The following is a 22819-nucleotide window of genomic DNA, read 5'->3' on the forward strand; positions in this document are numbered from 1 at the left end:
GAGCGCCGGGCCCGGACGCGGGCGGAGCGGCTCCGAACCATGCTGCGCAGCATGATCCGGGACGTCGCGGTCCGGCGGGCGCCCCGCCCGATCCGCGCGTGATCGCGTAACTCCGCACCGACGCGGGCAGCTTCCGCTGGCCCGCAGCGACCGTCGCCTCGATGACCGCGGCCGACCACCAGCTCGCCGCCGACGTCCCGGTCATGCCGATCGGCGGCTTCTCCGCCGGCGACCCCGGCCGCCTTCCGGGAATACGTCGCCGACGGCGACATCCACCGGGTTCCTCGGCGTCGGACCGGGCCGGAACCGGGATTCGAAGGCACCGGATCGCCGAGTGGGTGCGGGACACCTTCACCCCGATCCAGCTCGGCGACGTCACCCTGTACGGCCTCACCGCACCGAGGTGACCTACCGCGCGGACCGCCGGTGCGGCGGCTCAGCTGCCGCCGCCGCCACCGCAGCCGCCACCACCGCAACTCGAGCCGCCGCCGCCGTCGCTCGAGCCGCCGCCGTCGTGGTGGTGACCGTGACCGTGCCCCTGATTGCCGCCGCCCTCGACGAGGAAGCCGGCGCCCCAGGCACTGTCCCGCCCGGCCCGCCGCCGGGATGCCGACCGCCACTGCGCCTGCCCCCGCTGCGCCCGCACCACCGCGAGCGCGACGAGCAGCGCCGCCAGCACGATCAGCGCGATCCCGGCCACCGGATGGACCACGCTCCCCAGCCCGATCCCGAACACCAGAACGAACGCCGCAAGTACGTACAGCATGTGATCCCTCCCCGTTCCGCGCCCGCGCGCGACGATATCGAGCCTACCGGCGCTGCGCCGCGCACCCGTTGGCATTTGCCGTGCCTGTCACCCGCGCCCGCTACGTTCGCCGCACAACGGAAACGGGAGGCCCCATGAGCATCGATACCACCGCACCGCGCTTCACCCCCGACCCCCCGGCCCCGGCCGACGCCGTCGCACCCGGCCGCGACGATGCCCTGCGCGAACTGCTCACCGCGGAAGCCGAACTCGGCGCGGCCGGGTTCACCCGGGTCCCCGGCTCCGAACAGCACGGCGGCAGCGTGTGGGTGGCCGAGGTGGCGTCGGGCTACCCGGCCTGCGACCTGTGGCGCACCTTCCGCGACCGCTTCGAGCAGACCGGCTTCTGGCCGATCCTCGTCGAGGGCTCCACACTCGACCACCCCGGCGAACCGGAAACCGTGCCGGGCCAACTGGACGGCGCCGCCGTGCTCACCGACCGCGCCACCACCCGCGAGTACGGCGACCCGGTGCGCGCGGAGATCGACCTGGGCGACGCCGACGACCCGGACCGCTACGACGGCTTCGACTGGGCCGACACCTGGGCGATCATCGGCGACGAATTCGACCGCATCGCCCTCGTCCCCGCGGCCGCACCCTGGCTGGTGCCCGCCCGGCTCGGCTGGCAGGGCGCCTGCAATGCCGGCCTCGACGGCGCCGAACACGCCGCGGTGCTGCGCCGCTGGCACCACCTGTACCGCGCCGAGCTGCTCGCCATCGGCTTCGACACGATCTGGTTCCGGCACGAGCGCCCCCTGCCGGACCGCGCGACCGCCTTGGCCGCGGCGCGCGAGGCGTTCGCCTACTGCCCGGACGCCGTGCACCAGGACTACGGTTCCCTGGACGGGGTGGCCGAGCGGCTGCTCCGGCCGATCTGGCGGCTCTGGTGGGACTGACCCGACATGGTTGCGGATCGGTTGCCGAGCCCGCAGAATGACACTCGATCGGGTGCACGGCGGCGACCGGCGAAGACGGGGTGATGACCATGGGCAGGTCGGGGACTTTCCTGGAGGCACTGGCTCGGCTCGCGCCGGAACCGCTGACCGGCGACCGTTTCCCGCGCTGTCCGCACGGCTGGTGCGGCCGCCCGTGGCACGGGCTCCCGGTGCTCGCCGGGGCCGAGGAGCCGCCCCGCCGGGGCGCGCTCCCGGCCGCACCCGGCGATTCGCTGGTGTTGTGCCCCGGGTCCGCGCTTCCGGGCCCCGACCTCCGGGTCGGGCGCGCTCAGCTGCCCTGATCGATCAGGGCATCGCCGTCCCCAGGGCCGGGGGAGGGAGGGGCGGGTCACCCCCGGCCCCGACCAGCATCCGCTTGAGGATCTTGCCGGTCTCGCCGCGCGGCAGCGCGCTCAGGAAGGTGACGTCGCGCGGCACCGAGAAGCGGCTCAGGCGGTGCCGCACGTAGTTGCGCACCATGTCCGAATCCAGCCCGGCGCCCTCCCGCTTCACCACGAAGGCGGCGAGCCGCTGGCCGTACTCCCGATCCGGGACGCCGACCACCGCCACCTCGCTCACCTGCGGCAGGTGCGCCAGCGCCTCCTCGACCGGGCGCGGGAAGACGTTCTCGCCGCCGGAGATGATCATCTCGTCGTCGCGGCCCGCGATGAACAGCTTCCCGGTGGCGTCCAGGTAGCCGAGGTCGCCGGTGTCGAGCATGCCGTCCGCCTCGTCCGGCGGCGCGGAGTTCACGTAGCCGTCGAAGAGCATGTGGTTGCCGACGAAGACCCGCCCGGTCCGGCCGACCGGCAGCGGCTTGCGGTCGGGGCCGAGCACCCCGAGCCTGGTCCCGAGCGGCGGGTGGCCCGCGGTGGTGGGGGAGGTGCGCAGGTCGTCCGGGTCGGCGATGGTCGCCCAGGAGACCTCGGTGGAGCCGTAGACGTTGTAGAGGATGTCGCCGTAGGTGTCCATGAAGTCGAGCACGGTCGCCCCGGCCAGCGGGGCGCCGCAACTCGCCACGATGCGCAGGCTGGAGGTGTCGTAGCGGTCGCGCACGCCCGCGGGCAGGTCGAGGATGCGGTTCACCATGATCGGCACGACGATCAGCGTGGTGATCCGGTGCTCGTGCACCAGCCGCAGGCACTCCTCGGCGTCGAACCGGTCCGGCAGCACCACGGTGGCCCGGACGGCGGTGCTCAGCTGCAGCGCGGCCAGCCCCCAGGTGTGGAAGAGCGGGGCCGGGATCAGCATGTTCTCGTCGCTGCGCAGCGGAATGCGGGACATCAGCGCGGCAACCGTCGCGAACCCCTTCGGGTGCGGGCGGCGGGCGCCCTTGGGGGTGCCGGAGGTGCCCGAGGTGAGGACGACGAGCCTGCCCGGCTGCACCGGCTTGCGGTATTCGCGGTGCCCGTCGCCGATCAGGTCCTCGGTGGTGACGTTCCAGCCGTCGCCGGGCGCGTTCTCGGTGCGGAACCGCGGCAGGTCGGTGTGCAGGTACTGCACCAGGTGGTCGTACTCGGTGTCGACGAAGAGCGCCTCCAGCCGGTCGCGCTGCACGATCTCCTCGATCCGGCGCGCGGGCAGCCCGGTGTTCAGCAGCACCGCGTCCACTCCGAGCTTGCCCGCGGCGACCATGGTCTCCACCATGGCGCCGTGGTTGCGGGCCAGGATGCCGACGGCGTCGCCCGCGCCGAGCCCGGCCTCGGCCATGGCGGCGGCGAGTCGCTCGGTGCGCCGGTGCATCTCGGCGAAGGTCCGCGAGCCCCAGGCATCGACGACGGCGGGACGGTTCGGCACCCGGACCGCGCCGGAGGCGTACCCGCCCGCCAGGTTGAAGCCGTACTCGGCGAGCCTGCGCCACTGCCGCAGCGCTGAGTCCGGGCGGTAGGTGCGCAGGACGCCCCCGGCCACCACCTGCCTGGCGATGTCGGCGCGCCTGCGCAGCGGGGCATCCTCGCCGTTGACCACCACCGAGGTGGGAGCGCCGAGCAGCAGGTCGGCCACCCGCTTCAGGCCGCGGACGGCCCAGTCCACCACCGCGGAGTTGGGCAGGTCGGCCATGCCGGGGTGCATGCGCGCGGGCGCGAAGAAGGTGACCGTCACCCGGGTCCGGTTCTGGTCACCCTCCAGCCGGATGGAGGTGAAACTGCCCTGCGCGGGGCAGTGCAGCTCGATGCTGTCGCCGTCGCGCGCGGAGGTCATCCGCACCACGTGGGTGCGGATCTCGGTCGCGGGAGTGCCGACCCGGAAGCGGACCACCGGATCGCCCTCCACCGTCTCCAGCGGGTCGCACGCGCCGATGCCGGGGAACAGTCGCGGATAGGTATCCGGGATCCGCAGAAGATCCGATAGTGCCTTGCGGTCGACCGGGAACTCCGCGACCACGTCGATAACGTCGGTAACCAAGCGCTTGCACTTCTCGTCGGCCGGTTCGAACAGCTCGGGTCGGCGGGAATTTTATTTGTAACCGTGGACACACACTTGGTCAAGTGCCGTCCCGTCATCCCTGGTCAGGCTGGCGGAGAGAGTGAAATTCAGGGGCGGCAACGCCGTTCCACCGTCTCGGACAGAGAAAGCGGCGCATAATTTGCCCGAGGGGGAGCCGGACCGATTCCGCAAAATTCGTGAAAGATACCGCGGCGGCCCGTGTTTCGTTGTGAAATGACACTGCCGGGCCGGTTCGGCGAAGTTATGTCTCCGCGGGACAATAGCGCGCTACACTGCGGGCATGAGTGGCGACGACGATGTCGACCTCGACGGCCGCAGACAGCGCACCCGGCGCAGCCGGACCGCGCTCTCGCGCGCCGCCTTCGACCTGCTGGTCGAGCGGGGGCTGGCCGGGGTCGCGGTGGAGGACATCGCGGGCAGGGCCGGGGTCACCCGGCGCACCTTCAGCAGGCACTTCGCCTCCATCGAGGACGCGGTGCTCGGCGATATCGACCGCGACGTCGACGTGTTCAACGCGGCGCTGCGCGACCGGCCCCTCCCGGAACCCCCGCTGCTCGCCTATCGCAACGCGGTGGACGCCTGGCTGGCCGCCGCCGGGCAGGGCGACGGCGACGTCCCGCTGTGGACCCGGCGCTGGGTGGTCTTCCGCCGCTTCGACAGCGAGCCCCGGCTCCTCACCGGCTACCAGCGCATCCGGCTGTCCGGGCAGCGTGCGGCCGTCGAGATCCTGGCCGCGCGGCTCGGCGTCGACCCCATCGCCGACCGGCGCCCCGCCGCCGCCGTCGCGGCCGGCTCCGGGGTGCTGCTCGCCGCCTTCCAGACCTGGGCGGCCGGGGACGACCCGGATGCGCTGCCGCGTCTGGCCGGCGAGTTCTTCGACGCGCACCTGCTGCTCGTCGCCGATGCGGCGGGCCGTCTTCCCGAGGAGTCCCTGACATGAGCGTCCGGCAGACGGGCCCGCTGCGCCGCACCTGCAGGCGCGCCGGGCTGGACCGCAACCCCATGCGCCGCCCCGAGGACCGCATGCAGACGGTCCTCGCCGCGCTGCTGCTGCTGGCCTTCCTCGCCTCGCTGCCGCTGGCCGCGCTGCTGGTCGCCGGGCCGGTGTACCGGGCGGAGGTGCGCGCGGCCGCGGCCGAGCAGGCGAAGCTGCACCCGGTGCGGGCGACCGTGCTCACGGCCGAGCACGCGCCGCTCTACGCCCCGGTCTCCAGCGCGACCGTGCGCTACACCGGGCTCGACGGCGCCGAGCGCACCTCGGTGCACCGCGCCACCGGGCTGCTGACGCCGGGCGGCGCGGTGACCGTCTGGCTGAACGCCGCGGGCGAGCCGGTCGAGCCGCCGCCACCGGCCCGGCCGCTCGGCCGTGCGGTTCTGCTCACCGCCGGGGTCCTGCTCACCGCGCTGCTGCTCTGCGGCGGTGGCTACCTCGCGCTGCGCTTCGTGTTCGACCGCAAACGCTCGCGCGCCTGGGACCGCGAATGGGCCCGCGCGCCCTGGGCCGGCGGCGCGGGCGCCTGACCGGCCCGCCTACACCGGGAAGAGCGAGTGCTTGCGCGGGTTGTGCCGCTTCGTGAGCTCTTTCTCGCGCAGCAAACGCAGCGCGCGCCGGATCTCCAGCCGGGTGGACGACGGCTCGATCACCGCGTCGATGTAGCCGCGCTCGGCGGCGATCCACGGAGTGGCCGTCGTGGTGTTGTACTGGTCGATCATGAAGTCGCGGACGGCGGCCCGCTGCTCCTCCGGCACCTTCATGAGCTGCCGCTTGCCCACAATGCCGACCGCGCTCTCCGCGCCCATGACCGCGATCCGCGCGGTGGGCCAGGCCAGGCTGATGTCGGCGCCGAGCTGCTTGCACCCCATCACCGCGTAGCCGCCGCCGTAGGCCTTGCGGATGACGACGGTGACGATCGGGACCGTCGCCTCGATCACCGCACGGAAGAACCGGCCGCCGCGCTTGATGACGCCGTTGCGCTCCTCCTCGACGCCGGGCAGCACGCCCGGGTTGTCGACCAGGAAGACCAGCGGCAGGCTGAAGGCGTCGCAGAGCCGGATGAAGTGCGTGGCCTTGTCCGAGGCCGCCGCGTCGATGGCGCCGCCGAGCTGCATCGGCTGGTTCGCGACGACGCCGATCGCGCGGCCGTCGACCCGGGCGAAGCCGACGATCAGGTTGCGCGCGCTGTCCTCGGCGATCTCGTGGAAGTCACCGTCGTCGAAGCACCGCAGGATGACCTCGTGCATGTCGTAGCCGGCGCGGTCCGAGTCCGGGATGATCGTGTCCAGCTCGCGGTCGGAGTCGGTCAGCTCCGGCTCCAGGCCGGGGTTGACCAGCGGCGGGGTCTCCAGGCAGTTGGTCGGCATGTAGCTGAGGTACTTGCGGGCCCAGTCGAACGCCTGGCGCTCGGTGCGGGCGACGTGGTGGATGGTGCCGTTGTCGGCCTGCACGCGGGCGCCGCCGAGCTCCTCCATCGTCACCTCCTCGCCGGTGACCGCCTTGATGACCTCGGGGCCGGTGACGAACATGTAGGAGTTCTCGGTGGCGACCAGGATGTCGGTGTTCACCGGGCCGTACACCGAGCCCGCCGCGCACTTGCCGAGCATGATCGAGACCTGCGGCACGAAGCCGGAGAGCTCCTCCTGCCGCCTGCTCATCCGCGCGTACCAGGCCAGCGAGGTGACCGCGTCCTGGATCCGGGCGCCGCCGGAGTCGTTGATCGCCACCACCGGGCAACCGTTCTGCAGCGCGAAATCGAGCGCGGCCGCCACCTTGCGGCCGAACATCTCGCCGACCGACCCGCCGAACACGGTCTGGTCGTGCGCGACGACGACGACCGGGCGGCCGTCGATGTAGCCGCGGCCGGTGACGACGCCGTCGCCGTACATGGCGTTGTCGGTGTAGGGCTGACGCGCGAGCGCGCCGATCTCGACGAAGGTGCCCGGGTCGAGCAGCATCCGGACCCGCTCGCGGGCACTCGGGATCTCCTTGGCCTTGCGTTTGGCGATCCCCGCCTCGCCCGCAGGCTCCCCGGCCAGCTCGAGGACGGCCTGCAGCTGTTCCAGCTTCTCTCGGGTACCGCTCATCGTCTACTCGTCTACCTTCTTCGAACTCTCGGCGTCGCCCGTGCCCGTCGGCGGGCGAAGGCCCGATGCTAGCGGTCAGCGCCCCGCGGGGCAGGGGCCGGGGTGATTCCTTGACACTTCACAGCCGCGGCGGCGTCGCGCGTTGTGCCTGGTCCCTGTGCGCCGCGGCGCTGCGTGATGAAGGTGTCCACTTCTGCCCTCCGGTGCCGGAGTCCGACCTCCGGCGGGTTTATCGTCGGCGCGACGCAGCGCCGGGAATGCGCGGCCGGCGCTGCGTCTCCACCGCGCTTCGGCAACAATACGGCGAATGTCGACCGGCCGGATCGAATTCGCGGCCAGGCCATTCCGGAAAAACCGTTACCCGGCCGGACCCCTGGTCGCCGGTGGATTCCGGCACCGGCACCGCGTATCATCGGCCCGCATTCCGGTGGCCGCCGTGATCTGCTTGTGATTCCCCCCAAGGGCTCGGCGGCGGGCTGATGACTTGGGGGCAAGAGGGGTTCGGAGTGGGTGCAATCCGGCTTCGGATCGCTAGCCTTCGGTAGTCATGGTGGGCACACACGGAACCAGCGCGGCGAGCCTGGAATCGAAACTCGTCGAACGTCTCACCCGCGGGCGGGCACTGCCCGGCGGGGACGTCGCCGACGCCGCCCGCACCCTGCTCGCCGAGACGGCGCAGTCGCTGCGCCCGCGCAGCACGGCGGCCGCGACCGATCCGAGCGGGTCGGCGGCGAGCTGGGCGCGCGAGGGCGTCGCGCTCGAAGCGGTGCTCGAGGCCTGCCACGACGGCGTCCGGGCCGGGCTGGAGCTGCTGGCCGAGGAGTCCGGGCCGGAGGCGCTGCCGGTGGTCGAGGGCGCCGAGCTGCTGCTGCGCGCGCTGGAGCGGGTCACCGTGCTCGCCTCCGCGGCGTACGCCGACGAGCACAGGGCGGTCGCCCGCGAGCACCAGACCGCCGCGCAGACCCTGGTCGCCGCGCTGCTCGGCGGGCACGGGGTGCACCGGATGGCGCGCCAGAGCGGGATCCGGGTGGCCGAGTCCTACCAGGTGGTCGCGCTGGCCATCCCCCCGCATCCGGACGAGGAGCGCGGCTTCGGCGCCGCATCGGTGGCGCGGCGCAAGCTGCGCCGGGTGCAGGCGGCGCTCGCCAGCCCCTTCGGCTCGCGGGCGCTCACGCTGCTCGGTACCCACGGCGGCACCGTGCTCGTCCCGCTGGACGCCGATGCCGCGCTGACCGCCGCGACCATGCGCACCGAGACGCTCGCGGTGCTCAGCGAGGCCGCCGAGGTACCGCTCACCGCCGCCGTCACCGCGGGCGCCACCGGGCGCATCCCGGAATTGGCGGCGCGTGCGCACGACATGCTCGACGATATTCGCGAGTCGGGCCGCGGCCCCGGGCTGTATTCCATTCCGGATATCGCCGACGGCCGAGCTTGTGATGCGCCCCAGCAGGCGCGCAGGGGAGTCGTCACTCCACCCAATGCCGCGCGGATCGGTCGCTCCGCCTGAGCGCCTTTGCCTATCGTGGCAGGTGGGCCCGGCGTTTCCGGGCCGGTGAGGAGTTCTGCAATGCCGACCGACCGGGCAATCGCGCGTGATCTCGAACCGGTGGCCGGACGCGCGCTGCGCGATCATCTGCGCAAGGCGCGGGAATGGGATCCGGACGAGCACCGCCCGCGCGGTCGAAATATCGCCGACCGCCACGGAATTCATCTCGTGGCCCCGATTCCGGAATCCGACGCGGGCACCAGGCGCATGCTGACCGCGCTCGCGCTGCTCGAGCACGACCTGCCCGCCTGGCACCGCGCGCTGTGCGCGGCCTTCGGCCGGGACGGTGCCTGGGGCGCTTGGATCGGGCGCTGGACGGCCGAGCAGGGCAGGCACGCGATCGCGCTCCGCGAATACCTGATCGGCACCGGCACCGCCGACCCGGCCGAGTTCGAAGCGGCCAGGCTGGCCCGCGCCGACGCCGGGGTGCGCTGGCCTGCGGAGGATCCCGGGCCGCTGCCCGCGCTGGTCTACGCGACGCTCGCGCACGCCGCCATCCGCACCGCGTACCGCCGGGTCGGCGCGCGCAGCACCCAGCCGGCCACCGAGCGGCTGCTGCGCCGGGTGGCCGCCGACGAGAACCTGCACCTCATCGCCTTCCGTGATCTCACCGCCGCCGCGCTCGCGCTGGCTCCGGACGCCGGCCTGCGCGCGGTGGCCGACGTGGTCGTCGATTTCCGGCCGCCGCACGCCGCACTGCCCGGATTCGGCAGGGAGGCGGCGATTTTCGCGGCCTACGGTGGGTACGACTCCACTGTGCATCTGACCGAGGTCCTGCTTCCCACGCTGCGGATGTGGCGCGTGCCGGACCGGGAACTCGGCCCCGACGGCGAGCGGGCCCGCGCCAGGCTGGAGTCCTACCTCGACGAGCAGGCCGCCCGCTGCGCCGGCTCCGCGTCACCGCTGGCGGCGGCCGGATGAACCGCGCCACCCGCCGCCGCGTTCCGCTCGGTGTCGCCGTCGCGGCGGCGCTCACACTCGCCATCGCCTCCGGCACCGGGGTGGTGGCGGCGCCGTCGGGCAGCCCGCTGCCGCCGCCCGCGCCCGCCCCGCCCGCGCTCGGGCCTGCCGACCCCGCTCCGACCCCGGCCACCCCGCCGCCGATCGACCCGGCCATGACCAGGTCCGGGCTGGTCGAACGGATCGCGCGGAGCGACGGGAGGGAGACGCTGCGCATCGCCTCGGCCGGGATGCGCCGGGTCATCTCGGTCGACGTGCTGCACGGCTCCGGCCCCGGACCGCGCCCGGTGCTCTACCTGCTCGACGGCGTGGACGGCGACGCCACCTCCGCCTGGCTCACCAAGGGCGGGGCCGCCGAGTTCTTCGCCGACAAACCGGTCGACGTCGTCGTCCCCGGCGGCGGCACCGGCAGCATGTACAGCGACTGGGAGCGCACCGACGCCGCGCTCGGGCTGAACCGCTGGGAGACCTTCCTCACCGAGGAGCTGCCGCCGATCGTGGAATCGCTGCTGCGCTCGGACGGCAGGCGCGCGGTCGCCGGGGTCTCGATGGGGGCGCAGGCCGCCATAATGCTGGCTCAGCGGCATCCGGGGATGTACCGGGCGGTCGCCGGGATGAGCGGGTGCTACTCGACCGCCGACCCGCTCGGCCGCGCCGTCACCACCATCACCGTCGCCTCCCGCGGCGGCGACGTGCAGAACCTGTGGGGCCCGCCGACCTCCCCGGAGTGGGCGGCCCACGACAGCGTGCTCGGCGCCGAGACGCTGCGCGGCACCGCCGTCTACCTCTCGGCCTCGCCCGGTCTGCCGACCCCCGCCGACCTCGTCGCCATCGCTCAGGCGCCCTCGGTGCCGGAGGCGCTCGCCGAGGCGGGCGGCGGTGCCGCGCTCGAGGCAGGCTCGCGGGCCTGCACCGAACTCTTCGCCGGTCGGCTGGTCCAGCTCGGCATCCCCGCCACGGTGGAGTACGCGCCGGACGGCATGCACACCTGGCCCGACTTCGCCGCCCAGTTGCCGCGCACCTGGGCCGCGCTCGAGCCCGCCCTCGCGGTGAGCGGCCCTTCCTGAGATCGGCGCACGCGGTTCAGATCCCATCACGGACGAAAGACGGTCCGAGCCGTCCACGGCGAGCCGGTCGCCCGGTGATCGCGCCGCACGCCGATCCGGCCGCGGGCGATCCTGCCGTGCGGCGAACCGGCCACACGGCGAGTCGCCCCATGGAGGGCAGAATCGAGTCGAGCCGCCGCCAGGCGATGCGACAGTGTCGGTGCGACCGCCGCGATCCGCCTCCCGGCGAAGCGATTCAGGGAAAGCGGACTTCGGCGGCGGCGTAGCCGAAGAGGGGACGCCCTCCGGAGCGCAGGTCGAGGGCGAGCGTGGCGCGGCGCTCGCGCGGGTCCAGCTGGTCGACCCGGGCGCGCGACGTCACCGCCACCGCACCCGAGGCGGGGATGCGCAGAGCGTGGGTGAAACTGCCGAACTGGGCATGGATCCGGGTGACGGCGCCCGGGTCGCCGAGCCAGTTGCTCACGTACCCCGACGCCAGCCCGAGCTGCAGCATGCCGGGGGCGGTACCGCCCGCCCCGGGCCGGGCCGGCTCGCCGGTGGCGGCGGCGAAGCGGGCGAGGTCCTCGTGTGCGAGCAGCAGCGAACCGGGCGGAATCTCGGTGCCGATCGCGAGGTCGTCGAAGCACACGGTGGGGCGCGGCGCGCGCGCGGGCGGCGGCGCCTCCCGGGTGGGCCCGTCGACCGGCGCGTAGCCACGCCGGATGATGCGGCGCGCAACCTCGCCGAGCACCGATTCCCGCTCACCGGTGCGCGCGAGCAGCGCGGCCGAACCGGTCTGCACCACGGTCCCGTCGGCGGCGGTGAGCGCACTGCGAATGGCCATGACGTCGTAGTCGGCGAACTGCCGGAACGATTCGAAGTAGATATCGCAGCCGAGCAGATCACCGGCGAAGAGCGGCCGCCCGATCTCGATCACCTGGTCGGCGTGCAGAATACGGGCGCTCTCCGGACCGGAGCCGACGATGTCCAGGATTTCCCGCTGCACCCGCCCGAGCACGATCGAGCTGAAGGTGGGCGGCGCGATGAGCGCCGGATACCCGAGTTCGGCGGCGGCCGCCGCGCTGGAGTGCGCCGGATGGAAATCGCGGACCGCGCGGGCGAATTCCCGGACGGCCCGCGCGGTGACCTCGACCCGGGCCGTTGCCCGGTAGCGGTGCCCGTCGATCCGGTGCTCCGGCGCCGGGACCTGGCGGGTGGCGGTGCTGCGCATTCGAACTCCTGTCGCCGTTCCCCCGTTCGTGGACCGATTCCCACATGATCAATCCGGCACTCCCGGTGCCTGCCGTCGCCTGGCTTTGTCTGGAGATGTCACCGAAACCCGGCGCGCCGTTTGGGGCGATACCACGTGACCTCGGCGAAAAGACTTGCTGTGGTCCGTCACCTGACCGTCGAGGCGGTGTTCGTGAGTCGTCCAGGAACGCCCCGGAGCGGAGTGGAACCGGGCGGCCCGGGTCGTAGCGTCAGCCCCACCCCCGGCGTGCGTCCGCGGACGGGCCGACCGGCTCCCCGATCCGCTCCGCGGACGCACCTGCACCCGCGCACCGCACGGGCGGGGCGGAAACGCACGACCCCGCCGACCGCCCCGGCCGCAGCGCGCGGGTGACCGGACCCACCGGGCCACCCGGCCCGGTGGGTCTCGGCCGCCACCGGGAGCCCCGAAGAGAAACGGAACCGCCCATGTTCGGCCCGAGCCGACCCCGCCGCACCCCGGGGGCCCGCGCCCTGCGCGCCCTCGCGGTCGCGGTCATCGCCGCCGCGCTCACCGCGGGGCCGCCGGTGCCCGCGGGCGCCGCACCCGACGCCCCCGCGATCACCGGCCGCTGGGCGAAGGACGACCGCACCGTGCAGCTGCGCGTCTACTCGGCCGCCATGCGCCAGGACATCATGGTCGACGTGCTCCGCCCGGCCGACGCGGATACCGCCCGCCCGGTGCTGTACCTGCTCAACGGCGGTGGCGGCGGACAGGATTCGGCCACCTGGCAGCGCCGGACCGACGTCGTCTCCGGCTTCCTCGCCACCAAGGACGTCTACGTGGTGCAGCCGGTCGGCGGCCGCTGGAGCTATTACACCGACTGGCGCGCCCCCGACCCGAAACTCGGGCTCAACCGGTGGAAGACCTTCCTCACCGAGGAGCTGCCGCCGCTCGTCGACGCCGAGTTCGCCACCACCGGCGCCAATGCCCTTGCCGGGCTCTCCACCTCGGGCACCTCGGTGCTGCAGCTGCCGATCGCCGCGCCCGGGCTCTACGGCGCGGTCGCCGCCTACAGCGGGTGCGCGCAGATCAGCGACCCGCTCGGGCAGGAGTTCGTGAAACTCGCGGTGGAGACCTGGGGCGGCGGCGACACCGACAACATGTACGGCCCGGCCGGTGACCCCGCCTGGGTGGCCAACGACCCGTACGTGCACGCCGACCGGCTGCGCGGACTCGAGCTCTTCGTCTCCACCGGCACCGGCGTGCCTGGGCAGCACGACGTCTTCGACGGTGCGCACATGCAGCCCGGCCCGCGCGGCTACCTGAACCAGCTGGTGCTCGGCGGCGTCATCGAGGCGGCGGTGAACGTCTGCACGCAGAACCTGCGGCAGCGCCTGGACGGGCTCGGCATTCCGGCCACCTACGACTTCCAGCCCACCGGCACCCACTCCTGGGGCTACTGGCAGGACGCGCTGAAGGCGTCCTGGCCGGTGCTCGCGCGCGGAATGGGCGTGCCGGAGTAGCCGTCAGGGGGCGCCGGTGGATGGGGTCGACCGAGTCCGCCGTGTCCGGTTTCTCCACCGCCGGAGCCCCGGCGCGGTCAGCGCCTGCGGGCTCCGGATGCCGAGGCTCGGGGTGGCGAGCGCCTGCGGGAAGGGGTGAACGGCTGGCCCAGCACCACCTCGAGCCGGGCTTCGAGCACCCCGGTCTCCCGGTGTGGCGTGATCGGCGAGGCCGCGTAGGCGGACTCGGTCCTCGGGCCGGCCACGGGGTCGAGGGTGGCGCGCACCGCGGCGGCCGAGATCACGGTGCGCGCAGCGCGGTACTCGATGTCCCGAGCGGCCTCGCGCTCTACGATTCCGGCATGACCGGACCCGGCAGGATCTTGGCCCGCGCCTTCCACGACGACCCCATGTTCACCTACATCCAGCCCGACCCCGCGCGCCGCGCCGCGGTGCTGCCCTGGTTCTTCGACACCTCGGCCCGGCTGGGCCGGAAGTACGGCAGGCTGGACGAGCGGCCCGGCGCGGGCGCGGCGATCTGGCTGCTGCCGGGGCGCGGGCTCGGCCTGCGCCAACTGGCCGGCGCCGGCTTCCTGAGCGCGCCGGTCCGGCTCGGCCTCGGCGCCTTCCGCCGTTTCGGCGCCTTCACCTCCGAGCTGGAGCGGGCCCAGCGGGCGGTGCTGGAGCAGCCCTTCCTGCACCTGTTCATCCTCGGCGTCGACCCGGACGAGCAGGGCCGAGGGCACGGCGCCGCGCTCATCGACCCGGTCCTCGCCGAGTCCGCCCACCCCACCTACCTGGAGACGGTCAACGAGGCGAACGTGCCGTTCTACGAGCGGCACGGCTTCGACGTCGCCGCCACCCATCAGCCCGACGGTATGCCGCGCTTCTGGACCATGATCCGCCGTCCGTGACGCCGAACGGCCCCCGGCGGGCTGCCGGGGGCCGTTCGGACGCGGGGTCAGGACGCGCGGTAGGTGCGCGCGACCAGGGCCGAGCGCAGGTACCACAGCCCGGACGGCTGGGACGGGTCGAAGCCGGTGAGCTGGCCGATCCGCTTGAGCCGGTAGTCCACCGTGTTGGTGTGCACGTGCAGGACGCGCGCGGTGCGCTGCCGGTTCAGGTTGTTGGCGATGTGCCGCTGCAGGGTCTCCAGCAGCTCCGGGTGCTCGTCCAGCGGGTCGAGCAGCGAGCCGAGGTACTCCCGGCCCGGGCCGGGGCGGGTGAGCTGGTACTCCAGCGCCAGCTCGTCGAAGCGGTAGAGCCCGGCGACGGCCTGCAGCCGCTGCACCATGTCCAGCAGCTCGTGCGCCTGGTCGGCGGCGTCCGGGATCTGCTCGGGGGTCGCCTCCACCACGGTCGCGGTGATGCCGGCCTGCGCCGCCCGGGACAGCTGCTCGACCAGCGCGTCGAAGCCCTCTCGGTCGAACCGGGTGGCCGGGATGAGCACGGTGCCGCCGTCCACGCTGAGCAGCGAGAGCGCGCTCTCCCCGCAGCGGGTGGCCAGCTCGGCCTGTACCCGGCGCAGCTTGCGCCTGGCCACCACCAGGCCGTCCAGGGTGGGATTGGCCTCGTCCCGGTGCGGCGGGATGGCGACCGCGAGCACCGCGTACGACGTCGCGATGGCGATCCCGCACTCGCGCGCCATGGTCGAGGTGCTGTGCCCGCCCAGCAGCGCCGAGGTGAGCGTGTGCACCGCGGTGTGGTGCTCGCTCACCACCGAGCGCAGCTCGCGCACGTAGGCCATGGAGATGGTGGTGGTGATCATGTCGAGCATCTCGACGACGGTCTTGGCGCCGTCGACCAGGTTCTCGTAGTCCTTGATGCTGGCCTGCGAGACCACGAGATCCAGCCCCATCTTGAAGCCCTCGTGGATGGAGTGGTGGATGGTGTCGATGGGCACGCCCTCGCGCGCCCAGCCCGCGGCCGCGTCCTGCAGCCGCTGCAACTTCTCCGGAATGTCCTTGCCGTCGAGCATGCTGACCGCGAATTCGAGGCAGACCCGAGTGATCGTGGTGACATCGCCGGAGATGGCGTCGCCGGGTAGGGTCCCGCAGGGCACGACGTTCGCGACGAAATGCCCCACCATCTGCCGGGAGAGCGACCGCACGTCCTGAAGGGACGACGACATCGGCTTTCCGGACAGGGTCAGGCCCGCTCTGGTCGAACTGTCGACGGACATAGGCGACTCCTTCTGCCCCCGGGTTTACTAGCTGTGCAGGTTGATCACAGTAATCGCAGCACGCTGTCCGGGGAACGAATCCCGTGCTTCTGTGAATCCCGGCGTCGTCGCCCGAAATGCCACTGTGACCGATCACAGCCGGTCCGGAAAGCGTAGCCGAACGAGGGCGTGAGTCGTGTCACGTCCGGATCGGTCGGCCCGGAATGCCGCGACGACGGCGGTCGCGGCTTGTAGAGTCGTGCCGCCCCCGGCCGGTCAGCACCGGAAACGGGGGCTGCCCGGTTCGTGTCGCGGCGAGGAGGGTGAGGGCGCGATCGGCGTGACACGCGCGTCGACAACCGATAGGAGCGGGCCGATGAGACCGGCTCTGCACTGCCTGGTCTGGGAACCGGACCACACGCTGTGGAACGGCACCGTCAGCGACGGCTCGGGTGGCGCACTGCGCCCCGCCGCGCTGCGCACCCTGCGGCTGCTCCGCGACCGCGGGGTGCTGCACGCCGTCGCCGGTCGCGGCCACCGCGACCGCACCGTCGCCGCGCTGCGCGGGCACGGCGTGCTCGAGTACTTCTCCGCCGTCGAGGTGGGGTGGGGCCGCAAATCCGGCGCGCTGCTGCGGATCGCGCGCACGCTCGGCGTCGGGCTGGACGTGATCGGCTTCGTCGACCCCGAGCCGCTGGAGCGCGCCGAGGTGGCCGGGCGGCTGCCGCTCGTCCGCTGCTACGCCGCGCGTAACACCGATGTATTGCCCGCGCTCGCCGATTTCCGCCCGGTGCCGCGGAGCAATCCGTACCCCACCCCGCCCCTCGGCTTCGCCCGCGTCCCGGCGCACTGAAGCGCGCTCCCAGCGCGCGGGGTCCCGGCGCTCAGCGCCCCATCCCGGCGCCCGATCCACCGGCACGAGTGCCGGCGCCACCAGGAAGTGCGGTACCACCGGGTAGTGCATCCGTCGCGGGCACGACCAGGGGATGGAGCGGAAGCCCGGTCATGACCTACTCCACGTGCTGCGCGGCGATCCGGTTCACGAGGTCCGCAGGAACGCCGCCGCCTGCTCGCCGATGAACACGGAGGGCGCGTGCGTGTGCCCGCGCACCAGCAGCGGCATGACCGAGGCGTCCGCCACCCGCAGCCCCTGCACCCCGCGCACTTCCAGCCGCGGGGTGACGACGCTGGCCGCGTCGGTGCCCATCCGGCAGGTGCCGACCGGGTGGTAGAGCGTGTGCGAGTACTCGTCGAGGCTCAGCTCCGCGGCGGCGGCCAGATCCGCCGGCGCCTCCGGCGGGTAGATCAGCTCGCCGAGCACCGCCCTCATGGCCGGGGTCTGCGCGATCTCGGCGCAGGCGCGGAGCCCGGCGAGGATGGCGGCCCGGTCGGCGCCGTCGCTGTCGGTGAGGTAGCGGGGGTCGATGCGCGGCTTGGCGAAGGGGTCGCCGGAGGCCAGGGTGATGGTGCCGCGGCTGAACGGGCGCAGCAGCACCGTCGCCAGCACGACGCCGTGCTCCTCGGGCTCGCGCAGCCCCTCGTGGAAGAAGGGCGCGGGCGCGAAGAGCAGCTCGAGATCGGGCTGCTCCAGATCGCCGCGGCTGCGCACGAAGCCGTACGCCTCACCGACGTTCGAGGTGAGCATGCCGCGGTGGCGCAGCAGGTAGCCGAGCAGCTCGCGCGGCTTCTCCGCGGCGAAGAGCGAATCGCCGTGTACTCCGTACCCGAGCGCCGCCACCAGGTGGTCCTGCAGACCCGCGCCGACCTCGGGCGCGTGCTGGACAACCGGAATGCCGTGCGCGGCGAGCTGATCGGCGTCGCCGATCCCGGAGAGCAGCAGCAGCTGCGGGCTGTTGATCGCGCCACCGCTGAGCACCACCTCGCGCCGCGCCCGCACCACCTTCGTCGCCCCGCCGTGGCGGTACTCGACGCCGACCGCGCGGGTGCCGTCGAAGAGCACCCGGGTGGCCTGGGCCTCGGTGCGCACCCGCAGGTTGGGCCTGCGCAGCGCCGGGCGCAGGTAGCCGTCGGCGGTGCTCCACCGGCGACCGGCGCGCTGGGTCACCATGGTCTGCGTGAAGCCCTGCGGGTCCGGCCGGTTCGCCGGCTCCACCTGGTACCCGGCCTCCCGCACCCCGGCCAGGTAGGCGGCGGTGAGCCCGCGCGGGCTGCGCTGGTGCTGGATGTGCAGCGGGCCGGTGGTGCCCTCGTCCGGGAACTCGGCGTCCTCGACCGTCTCGATCCGGCGGAACTGCTCGACCGCGGCCCGGAAGCCCCACTCGCTGCCCGCGAGCAGCGCCCACTCGTCGTAGTCGGCGCGGAACCCGCGCACCCACATCATGGCGTTCATCGACGACGAGCCGCCGAGCATCTTGCCGCGCGGCCAGTAGATCCGCCGGTTGCCGAGCTGCTCCTGCGGCTCGGTCAGGTAGTCCCAGTCCACTTCGCTGCGGAACAGTTTGGCGAACGCGGCCGGAATGTGCGCGAACCGGTTCTTGTCCGCCGGCCCTGCCTCGAGCAGCACCACCCGGGTCGCGGCGTCGGCGCTCAACCGGTTCGCCAGCACCGCCCCCGCGGAGCCCGCCCCGACGATCACGTAGTCGGCGTCGATGTCGTCCGTTGGCACAGGTGCACGCTCCGATCGGCGCGGGTGTGGGGCTATCGGTCAATGTACGAGGAATCCGCGGGCCCGGCCCGCGAAACGCGCATTCGAGCCGAACCGAGTTGTCCGGGAGGCGATCACGGCATCCCGCGCAGCTCTGCCGGGTCAGCCGACCGCGGGCGTGTTCGGCTGCCCGGAGGTGATCCGGACGATCGGCAGCACCAGCGCGGCGGGGGAGTGCGCGGGGACCACCGGGCGCTCCGGCGCGACGGGAGCCACCTGCCGGTACTTCTCGCTCTGCGGCGGCCGCTGATCCACCTCACCCTTGTTCGGCCAGTAGGCGGCGGCCCGTTCGGCCTGGGCGGTGATGGTGAGCGAGGGGTTGACGCCGAGGTTGGCGGAGACGGCCGCGCCGTCGACCACGCTCAGCGTCGGGTAGCCGAAGACCCGGTGGTAGGCGTCGATCACGCCGTGCTCGCGGTCGGCGCCGATCGGCGCGCCGCCGAGGAAGTGCGCGGTGAGCGGGATGTTGAACACCTCGCCCCAGGTGCCGCCCGCCACGCCGCCGATCTTCTCCGCGACCCGCCGGGTGACGTCGTTGCCCGCCGGGATCCAGGTCGGGTTGGGCTCGCCGTGCCCCTGCCTGCTGGTGAGCTTGCGGCCGAAGAGCCCACGCGTCGTGTAGGTGGTGATCGAATTGTCGAGGTGCTGCATGACCAGCGAGATGATGGTGCGCTCGCTCCAGTTCCGCACGCTCAGGAAGCTGAGCAGGGTGAGCGGGTGCCGCAGCGCGACGCCGAGGAAGCGCAGCCAGCGCGGCACCCGGCCGCCGCCGTCGACCATGAGCGTCTGCAGCAGCCCCATGGAGTTCGAGCCGCGGCCGTAGCGCACCGGCTCGATGTGCGTGTCCGGGGTCGGGTGGATGGAGGAGGTGATGGCGACGCCGCGGGTGACGTCGAGGTCCGGGTTCACCGTGCGGGTGGCCGCGCCGACGATGGATTCGGAGTTGGTGCGGGTCAGTTCGCCGACGCGGGGGGAGAGGTCGGGGAGCGTGCCGGTGTCGCGCATGGCGTGCAGCAGCTTCTGGGTGCCGAGCGTGCCTGCGGCCAGCACCACCTGCTGCGCGGAGTAGGTGTGCGGCCGCTTCCGCAGCCAGGCGCCGGTGCGCTCGGTGGTGACGTCCCAGGTGCCGTCGCCGTGCGGGCGCAGCCCGGTCACCGTGGTCAGCGGGATCACCTCGGCCCCGGCCTGCTCCGCGAGGTAGAGGTAGTTCTTGACCAGGGTGTTCTTCGCGCCGTGTTTGCAGCCGACCATGCAGTCGCCGCACTCCAGGCAGCCGGTGCGCTCCGGGCCCGCGCCGCCGAAGTAGGGGTCGGGCACCGTCTCACCGGGCTCGCCGAAGAACACCCCGACGGGGGTCTGCACGAAGGTGTCGCCGACGCCCATGTCGTCGGCGACCTGCTTGAAGATCTCGTCGGCCGGGGTCATGTGCGGATTCCGCACCACGCCGAGCATCTGCTGGGCCCGCTCGTAGTACGGGGTCAGCTCGTCGCGCCAATCGGTGATGTCGCGCCACTGCGGGTCCTGGAAGAACGGCTCCGGCGGCACGTAGAGGGTGTTCGCGTAGTTCAGCGAGCCGCCGCCGACGCCGGCGCCGCCGAGGATGAGCACGTTGCGCAGCGGGTGGATGCGCTGGATGCCGTAGCAGCCGAGCTTGGGCGCCCAGAGGAACTTGCGCAGGTCCCAGGAGGTGCGCGGCAGTTCGTCGTCGGCGAAGCGGCGGCCCGCCTCCAGCACGGCGACCCGGTAGCCCTTCTCGACCAGCCGGAGCGCGGTGACGCTACCGCCGAACCCCGAGCCGACGATCAGCACGTCGTAGTCGGTCGTCCGCTGGTCCATGGGCTGCTCCTCGATCCGGGGCGAGTAGTGACGGAGGCAACACTACTCCTCGGTAGCTTGTACGCGAAACCGCCGGTTACACCTTCTGCTGGAGCAGCGCTCGCAAGAGTTGACAGTGCTCTCCCTCGGGGGCCAGGCTGGAGCCATGCCGACACCCCGCGACCGCGCCAGGGCGCAGACCATGACCGACATCCTGGAGATCGGTCGCAGGCACCTGGCCGCCGAGGGCGCCGCCGCGCTCTCGCTGCGCGCCGTCGCCCGCGACCTCGGCGTCGTCTCCTCGGCGGTCTACCGCTACGTGCGCAGCCGCGACGAGCTGCTCACCATGCTGCTCATCGACGGCTACACCGCGCTCGGCGACGAGGTGGAGGCCGCGCTGGCCGCCGAGCCCGGCGACCCGGTGGACGCGCTGCGCGTGCTCGGCCGCACCCTGCGCGGCTGGGCACTCGCCGAACCGGCCCGCTACGGCCTGCTCTTCGGCACCCCGGTGCCCGGCTACCACGCGCCCGCCGAGCAGACCGTGCAGTCCGGCACCCGGCTCATCGTCGCCATGATGCGGCTCCTCGGCGCGGCGCACGCCGCGGGCGCGCTCACCGAACCCGACGCCGTGCCCGCCGCCTCGACCGCGCTGCGGGCCGACTTCGCGGCGATCCGCGCGGAGTTCGGGCTGCCGCTTCCGGACTGGCTCATCGCCCGCGGCACGGCGCTCTACGCGGGGCTGATCGGCGCGGTGAGCGCCGACGTCTTCGACATGTACGGGGAGCGGACCTTCGCCGACCGTGCCGAGCTCTTCGAATTCCAGCTGGACGGTCTGCTCGGGATCGTGGGCGCGCACCCGGATCGCCGAGCCGCACCCGTGCGGGCCGGGCGATAGTTGCTGTTCCGCTGTCAGCGCACCGTGACCACCCGGCTGTGCCAGCCGGTGGAGCCGTCCGGGAAGGGGCGGGCGCGGGCGTCGGTCTGGGTGGCGCCGGTGCGGTCGGTGGCGCGGACCCGCAGGGTGTGTGCGCCCGGCGTCGCGTCCCACGCGAAGCGCCACTGCCGCCAGGTGTCGACGGAGTACTCGGCCGCGAGCTCGGCCTGCTGCCAGGGGGTGTCGTCGACCTGCACCTCGACCCGGTCGATGCCGTTCCGCTGCGCCCACGCGACGCCCGCGACCGCCACCCGCCCGGCGTCGACGGTGGCGAAGGAGGCCGGGACGTCGATCCGGGACGAGGTCTTGATCGGAGCCTGGGCCGCCCAGCCGCGGTCGGTCCAGTAGGCGGTGGCGCGGTCGAAGCGGGTCAGCTCGAGGTCGACCACCCACTTGGTGGCGGAGACGTAGCCGTAGAGCCCCGGAACCACCAGGCGCGCCGGGTAGCCGTGCGCCACCGGGAGCGGCTCGCCGTTCATGCCGACGGCGAGCAGGGCGTCGCGGCCGTCGGTGAGCGCGGCGAGCGGGGTGCTCGCGGTGAATCCGTCGATGCTGGTCGAGAGCACCATGTCGGCGTCCGGGCGTGGGCCAGCCTCGGCGAGCAGGTCGGCGAGGCGGTAGCCGGTCCAGGTGGCGGTGCCGAGCAGGTCGCCGCCGACCTCGTTGGAGACACAGGTCAGCGTGAAGGTGGATTCGGCGGCGGCGCGGTCGCGCAGGTCGGCGAAGGTGTACTCGACCTCGCGGTCGACCAGGCCGTGGATGCGCAGTCGCCACTCGTCCGAGGTGAGCGCGGGGAGCTGGAGTGCGGTGTCCACCCGGTAGAAGTCGCCGTTCGGCGTGGTGAACGGGGAGATGCCCGGGTCGGGGAAGGTGACGTCGGCAGCGATCGGGGGAGCGGGCCGCGCCGGGCGGGGGAGGACGAAACCGGCCCGGTCCGCGGCCACATCGCGCAGCGCGCGGCCGATGTACTGCCCGGCGGCATAGGTGGCGACGGCCAGCGCCCCGACCCCGGCGGCGATCCCGAGGAACCCGCGCCGCGAAGGGTTCCCGGCGCTCGCCGGTGCCGCAGCGCGCGACATCCGCTCGCGGCCGGACTCGGCCGGCGCCGACCGTGCGGGCGCGGCGGCACCGGCTACCTCCGGCGGCACGGCATCGGCGTCCGACCGCGACCGGGTGGCATCGGCGGATCCGGGATCGCCGTCGCCGCCCGCGCGGTACGCGGGTGCGTCACCGGCGGCACGGCTGCCCCGGGCCGCGCTCCGCACCAGGACGCGGAGGGCGAGGATTCCGGCCACGACCCCCAGCACCGCGGGCACCGCGAAAACCGCTGTCGCACCCGGCCGTTGCAGCGCGGCGCCGACCACCACCAGCCCGAGCACCGCCAGCACCCCGCACCCCGCGAAGCGGAACCGCCGCTCCAGCAGCCCGGCGACGGCGGCGAGCAGTACCATGACCACCGCCATGCTCGCGAAGAGCACCAGCTTGTCATTGCTCCCGAACTCGCGGATCGCGAAGTCCTTCAGTGCCCGCGGCGTCCGATCCACCATGGCCGCCCCGGTGGCGAGGAACGGCGAGGCGGCCGGCTCGACGACCGCCGCCACCAGGTGCCCGACCCCGAGCACGAGGCCGGCGGCGAGAACGCCGGAGAGCGCGGCCGCCGCCCGGCCGGGGGTGTGCTGCTCGGTCGCGGTCATCGCGCCCTCCAGAT

Annotated in this window: 20 protein-coding genes and 1 pseudogene; 12 read left to right on the forward strand and 9 right to left on the reverse strand. The window is 73.3% G+C overall.

Features of this window, described 5'->3' with window-relative positions:
* Window positions 1–122: 122 nt before the first annotated feature.
* Window positions 123–407, forward strand: a pseudogene (locus tag ACFO0B_RS02345) (hypothetical protein); the annotation flags it as partial.
* Between the two features lie 29 nt (window positions 408–436).
* Here the strand turns inward: ACFO0B_RS02345 and ACFO0B_RS02350 are convergent.
* The gene (locus ACFO0B_RS02350) at window positions 437–766 is read right to left on the reverse strand and encodes a hypothetical protein (RefSeq protein WP_378610596.1); all 330 of its coding nucleotides are present in this window, start codon (window positions 764–766) and stop codon (window positions 437–439) included.
* A gap of 134 nt (window positions 767–900) precedes the next feature.
* Here ACFO0B_RS02350 and ACFO0B_RS02355 point away from each other — a divergent pair, with 134 nt between their 5' ends.
* A complete protein-coding gene (locus tag ACFO0B_RS02355; protein WP_378610597.1) occupies window positions 901–1701 on the forward strand; it encodes a DUF4253 domain-containing protein in 801 nt (266 codons plus the stop codon).
* Between the two features lie 83 nt (window positions 1702–1784).
* Window positions 1785–2042 carry a hypothetical protein gene (locus tag ACFO0B_RS02360; RefSeq protein ID WP_378610598.1) on the forward strand — a complete coding sequence of 86 codons (258 nt, stop codon included), beginning with the start codon at window positions 1785–1787 and terminating at the stop codon, window positions 2040–2042.
* A 4-nt stretch (window positions 2043–2046) separates the two neighbouring features.
* Here the strand turns inward: ACFO0B_RS02360 and ACFO0B_RS02365 are convergent, their stop codons facing one another.
* Window positions 2047–4146, reverse strand: a complete 2100-nt coding sequence (locus tag ACFO0B_RS02365; RefSeq protein ID WP_378610599.1) for an AMP-binding protein — start codon at window positions 4144–4146, stop codon at window positions 2047–2049.
* A gap of 322 nt (window positions 4147–4468) precedes the next feature.
* On the opposite strand from ACFO0B_RS02365, the gene ACFO0B_RS02370 reads away from it, so the two are divergent.
* Window positions 4469–5128, forward strand: a complete 660-nt coding sequence (locus ACFO0B_RS02370; RefSeq protein ID WP_378610600.1) for a TetR/AcrR family transcriptional regulator — start codon at window positions 4469–4471, stop codon at window positions 5126–5128.
* Window positions 5125–5709 carry an Rv1733c family protein gene (locus ACFO0B_RS02375; protein WP_378610601.1) on the forward strand — a complete coding sequence of 195 codons (585 nt, stop codon included), beginning with the start codon at window positions 5125–5127 and terminating at the stop codon, window positions 5707–5709. Before ACFO0B_RS02370 ends, ACFO0B_RS02375 begins: the two co-directional genes overlap by 4 nt.
* Before the next feature lie 9 nt (window positions 5710–5718).
* On the opposite strand, the gene ACFO0B_RS02380 is transcribed toward ACFO0B_RS02375, so the two are convergent.
* Window positions 5719–7269 carry an acyl-CoA carboxylase subunit beta gene (locus ACFO0B_RS02380; RefSeq protein WP_378610602.1) on the reverse strand — a complete coding sequence of 517 codons (1551 nt, stop codon included), beginning with the start codon at window positions 7267–7269 and terminating at the stop codon, window positions 5719–5721.
* 547 nt (window positions 7270–7816) lie between these two features.
* Here ACFO0B_RS02380 and ACFO0B_RS02385 point away from each other — a divergent pair.
* The 3 genes from ACFO0B_RS02385 to ACFO0B_RS02395 are packed head-to-tail and all read left to right on the forward strand — an operon-like array spanning window position 7817 to window position 10842.
* On the forward strand, window positions 7817–8776 hold the full coding sequence (locus ACFO0B_RS02385; RefSeq protein ID WP_378610603.1) for a transcriptional regulator: 960 nt from the start codon (window positions 7817–7819) through the stop codon (window positions 8774–8776).
* Window positions 8777–8836: 60 nt separating this feature from the next.
* Window positions 8837–9736 (forward strand): acyl-ACP desaturase, encoded by a 900-nt coding sequence (locus ACFO0B_RS02390; RefSeq protein ID WP_378610604.1) that lies wholly within the window; start codon window positions 8837–8839, stop codon window positions 9734–9736.
* Window positions 9733–10842 carry an alpha/beta hydrolase gene (locus ACFO0B_RS02395; RefSeq protein ID WP_378610605.1) on the forward strand — a complete coding sequence of 370 codons (1110 nt, stop codon included), beginning with the start codon at window positions 9733–9735 and terminating at the stop codon, window positions 10840–10842. Before ACFO0B_RS02390 ends, ACFO0B_RS02395 begins: the two co-directional genes overlap by 4 nt.
* 235 nt (window positions 10843–11077) lie before the next feature.
* Here the strand turns inward: ACFO0B_RS02395 and ACFO0B_RS02400 are convergent, their stop codons facing one another.
* Window positions 11078–12052, reverse strand: coding sequence for an FAS1-like dehydratase domain-containing protein (locus ACFO0B_RS02400; protein WP_378610606.1), 975 nt, complete (start codon window positions 12050–12052; stop codon window positions 11078–11080).
* A 467-nt stretch (window positions 12053–12519) separates the two neighbouring features.
* On the opposite strand from ACFO0B_RS02400, the gene ACFO0B_RS02405 reads away from it, so the two are divergent.
* A complete protein-coding gene (locus tag ACFO0B_RS02405) occupies window positions 12520–13557 on the forward strand; it encodes an alpha/beta hydrolase (RefSeq protein ID WP_378610607.1) in 1038 nt (345 codons plus the stop codon).
* A 77-nt stretch (window positions 13558–13634) separates the two neighbouring features.
* On the opposite strand, the gene ACFO0B_RS02410 is transcribed toward ACFO0B_RS02405, so the two are convergent.
* On the reverse strand, window positions 13635–13802 hold the full coding sequence (locus ACFO0B_RS02410; protein WP_378610608.1) for a hypothetical protein: 168 nt from the start codon (window positions 13800–13802) through the stop codon (window positions 13635–13637).
* Between the two features lie 96 nt (window positions 13803–13898).
* Between ACFO0B_RS02410 and ACFO0B_RS02415 the strand changes: the two genes are divergently transcribed.
* Window positions 13899–14450 carry a GNAT family N-acetyltransferase gene (locus ACFO0B_RS02415; RefSeq protein ID WP_378610609.1) on the forward strand — a complete coding sequence of 184 codons (552 nt, stop codon included), beginning with the start codon at window positions 13899–13901 and terminating at the stop codon, window positions 14448–14450.
* Window positions 14451–14497: 47 nt separating this feature from the next.
* On the opposite strand, the gene ACFO0B_RS02420 is transcribed toward ACFO0B_RS02415, so the two are convergent.
* On the reverse strand, window positions 14498–15718 hold the full coding sequence (locus tag ACFO0B_RS02420) for a PucR family transcriptional regulator (protein WP_378610610.1): 1221 nt from the start codon (window positions 15716–15718) through the stop codon (window positions 14498–14500).
* Between the two features lie 355 nt (window positions 15719–16073).
* Here ACFO0B_RS02420 and ACFO0B_RS02425 point away from each other — a divergent pair, with 355 nt between their 5' ends.
* A complete protein-coding gene (locus ACFO0B_RS02425) occupies window positions 16074–16550 on the forward strand; it encodes a hypothetical protein (protein ID WP_378610611.1) in 477 nt (158 codons plus the stop codon).
* Window positions 16551–16736: 186 nt separating this feature from the next.
* Here ACFO0B_RS02425 and ACFO0B_RS02430 read toward each other — a convergent pair whose 3' ends face one another.
* Together ACFO0B_RS02430 and ACFO0B_RS02435 are read right to left on the reverse strand one after the other, a co-directional pair.
* On the reverse strand, window positions 16737–18323 hold the full coding sequence (locus tag ACFO0B_RS02430; protein WP_378610612.1) for a GMC family oxidoreductase: 1587 nt from the start codon (window positions 18321–18323) through the stop codon (window positions 16737–16739).
* Between the two features lie 141 nt (window positions 18324–18464).
* Complete coding sequence (locus ACFO0B_RS02435; RefSeq protein WP_378610613.1) at window positions 18465–20198, reverse strand: GMC oxidoreductase; 1734 nt, start codon at window positions 20196–20198, stop codon at window positions 18465–18467.
* Window positions 20199–20343: 145 nt separating this feature from the next.
* On the opposite strand from ACFO0B_RS02435, the gene ACFO0B_RS02440 reads away from it, so the two are divergent.
* Window positions 20344–21072 carry a TetR/AcrR family transcriptional regulator gene (locus ACFO0B_RS02440; RefSeq protein WP_378610614.1) on the forward strand — a complete coding sequence of 243 codons (729 nt, stop codon included), beginning with the start codon at window positions 20344–20346 and terminating at the stop codon, window positions 21070–21072.
* A 14-nt stretch (window positions 21073–21086) separates the two neighbouring features.
* Here ACFO0B_RS02440 and ACFO0B_RS02445 read toward each other — a convergent pair whose 3' ends face one another.
* Window positions 21087–22805 (reverse strand): molybdopterin-dependent oxidoreductase, encoded by a 1719-nt coding sequence (locus ACFO0B_RS02445; protein ID WP_378610615.1) that lies wholly within the window; start codon window positions 22803–22805, stop codon window positions 21087–21089.
* Window positions 22806–22819 lie beyond the last annotated feature (14 nt).

Origin of the sequence: Nocardia jiangsuensis (assembly GCF_042650385.1) — a bacterium.
Taxonomy (GTDB): domain Bacteria; phylum Actinomycetota; class Actinomycetes; order Mycobacteriales; family Mycobacteriaceae; genus Nocardia; species Nocardia jiangsuensis.

Bases quoted from the DNA above. Each gene is read 5' to 3' on its own strand.
- ACFO0B_RS02405 (WP_378610607.1), top strand. From the start codon at position 12,520: ATGTTCGGCCCGAGCCGACCCCGCCGCACCCCGGGGGCCCGCGCCCTG.
- ACFO0B_RS02355 (WP_378610597.1), top strand. From the start codon at position 901: ATGAGCATCGATACCACCGCACCGCGCTTCACCCCCGACCCCCCGGCC.
- ACFO0B_RS02370 (WP_378610600.1), top strand. From the start codon at position 4,469: ATGAGTGGCGACGACGATGTCGACCTCGACGGCCGCAGACAGCGCACC.
- ACFO0B_RS02425 (WP_378610611.1), top strand. From the start codon at position 16,074: ATGAGACCGGCTCTGCACTGCCTGGTCTGGGAACCGGACCACACGCTG.
- ACFO0B_RS02445 (WP_378610615.1), bottom strand. From the start codon at position 22,805: ATGACCGCGACCGAGCAGCACACCCCCGGCCGGGCGGCGGCCGCGCTC.
- ACFO0B_RS02360 (WP_378610598.1), top strand. From the start codon at position 1,785: ATGACCATGGGCAGGTCGGGGACTTTCCTGGAGGCACTGGCTCGGCTC.
- ACFO0B_RS02415 (WP_378610609.1), top strand. From the start codon at position 13,899: ATGACCGGACCCGGCAGGATCTTGGCCCGCGCCTTCCACGACGACCCC.
- ACFO0B_RS02435 (WP_378610613.1), bottom strand. From the start codon at position 20,198: ATGGACCAGCGGACGACCGACTACGACGTGCTGATCGTCGGCTCGGGG.
- ACFO0B_RS02395 (WP_378610605.1), top strand. From the start codon at position 9,733: ATGAACCGCGCCACCCGCCGCCGCGTTCCGCTCGGTGTCGCCGTCGCG.
- ACFO0B_RS02390 (WP_378610604.1), top strand. From the start codon at position 8,837: ATGCCGACCGACCGGGCAATCGCGCGTGATCTCGAACCGGTGGCCGGA.
- ACFO0B_RS02420 (WP_378610610.1), bottom strand. From the start codon at position 15,718: ATGTCCGTCGACAGTTCGACCAGAGCGGGCCTGACCCTGTCCGGAAAG.
- ACFO0B_RS02400 (WP_378610606.1), bottom strand. From the start codon at position 12,052: ATGCGCAGCACCGCCACCCGCCAGGTCCCGGCGCCGGAGCACCGGATC.
- ACFO0B_RS02350 (WP_378610596.1), bottom strand. From the start codon at position 766: ATGCTGTACGTACTTGCGGCGTTCGTTCTGGTGTTCGGGATCGGGCTG.
- ACFO0B_RS02440 (WP_378610614.1), top strand. From the start codon at position 20,344: ATGCCGACACCCCGCGACCGCGCCAGGGCGCAGACCATGACCGACATC.
- ACFO0B_RS02380 (WP_378610602.1), bottom strand. From the start codon at position 7,269: ATGAGCGGTACCCGAGAGAAGCTGGAACAGCTGCAGGCCGTCCTCGAG.
- ACFO0B_RS02375 (WP_378610601.1), top strand. From the start codon at position 5,125: ATGAGCGTCCGGCAGACGGGCCCGCTGCGCCGCACCTGCAGGCGCGCC.
- ACFO0B_RS02385 (WP_378610603.1), top strand. From the start codon at position 7,817: ATGGTGGGCACACACGGAACCAGCGCGGCGAGCCTGGAATCGAAACTC.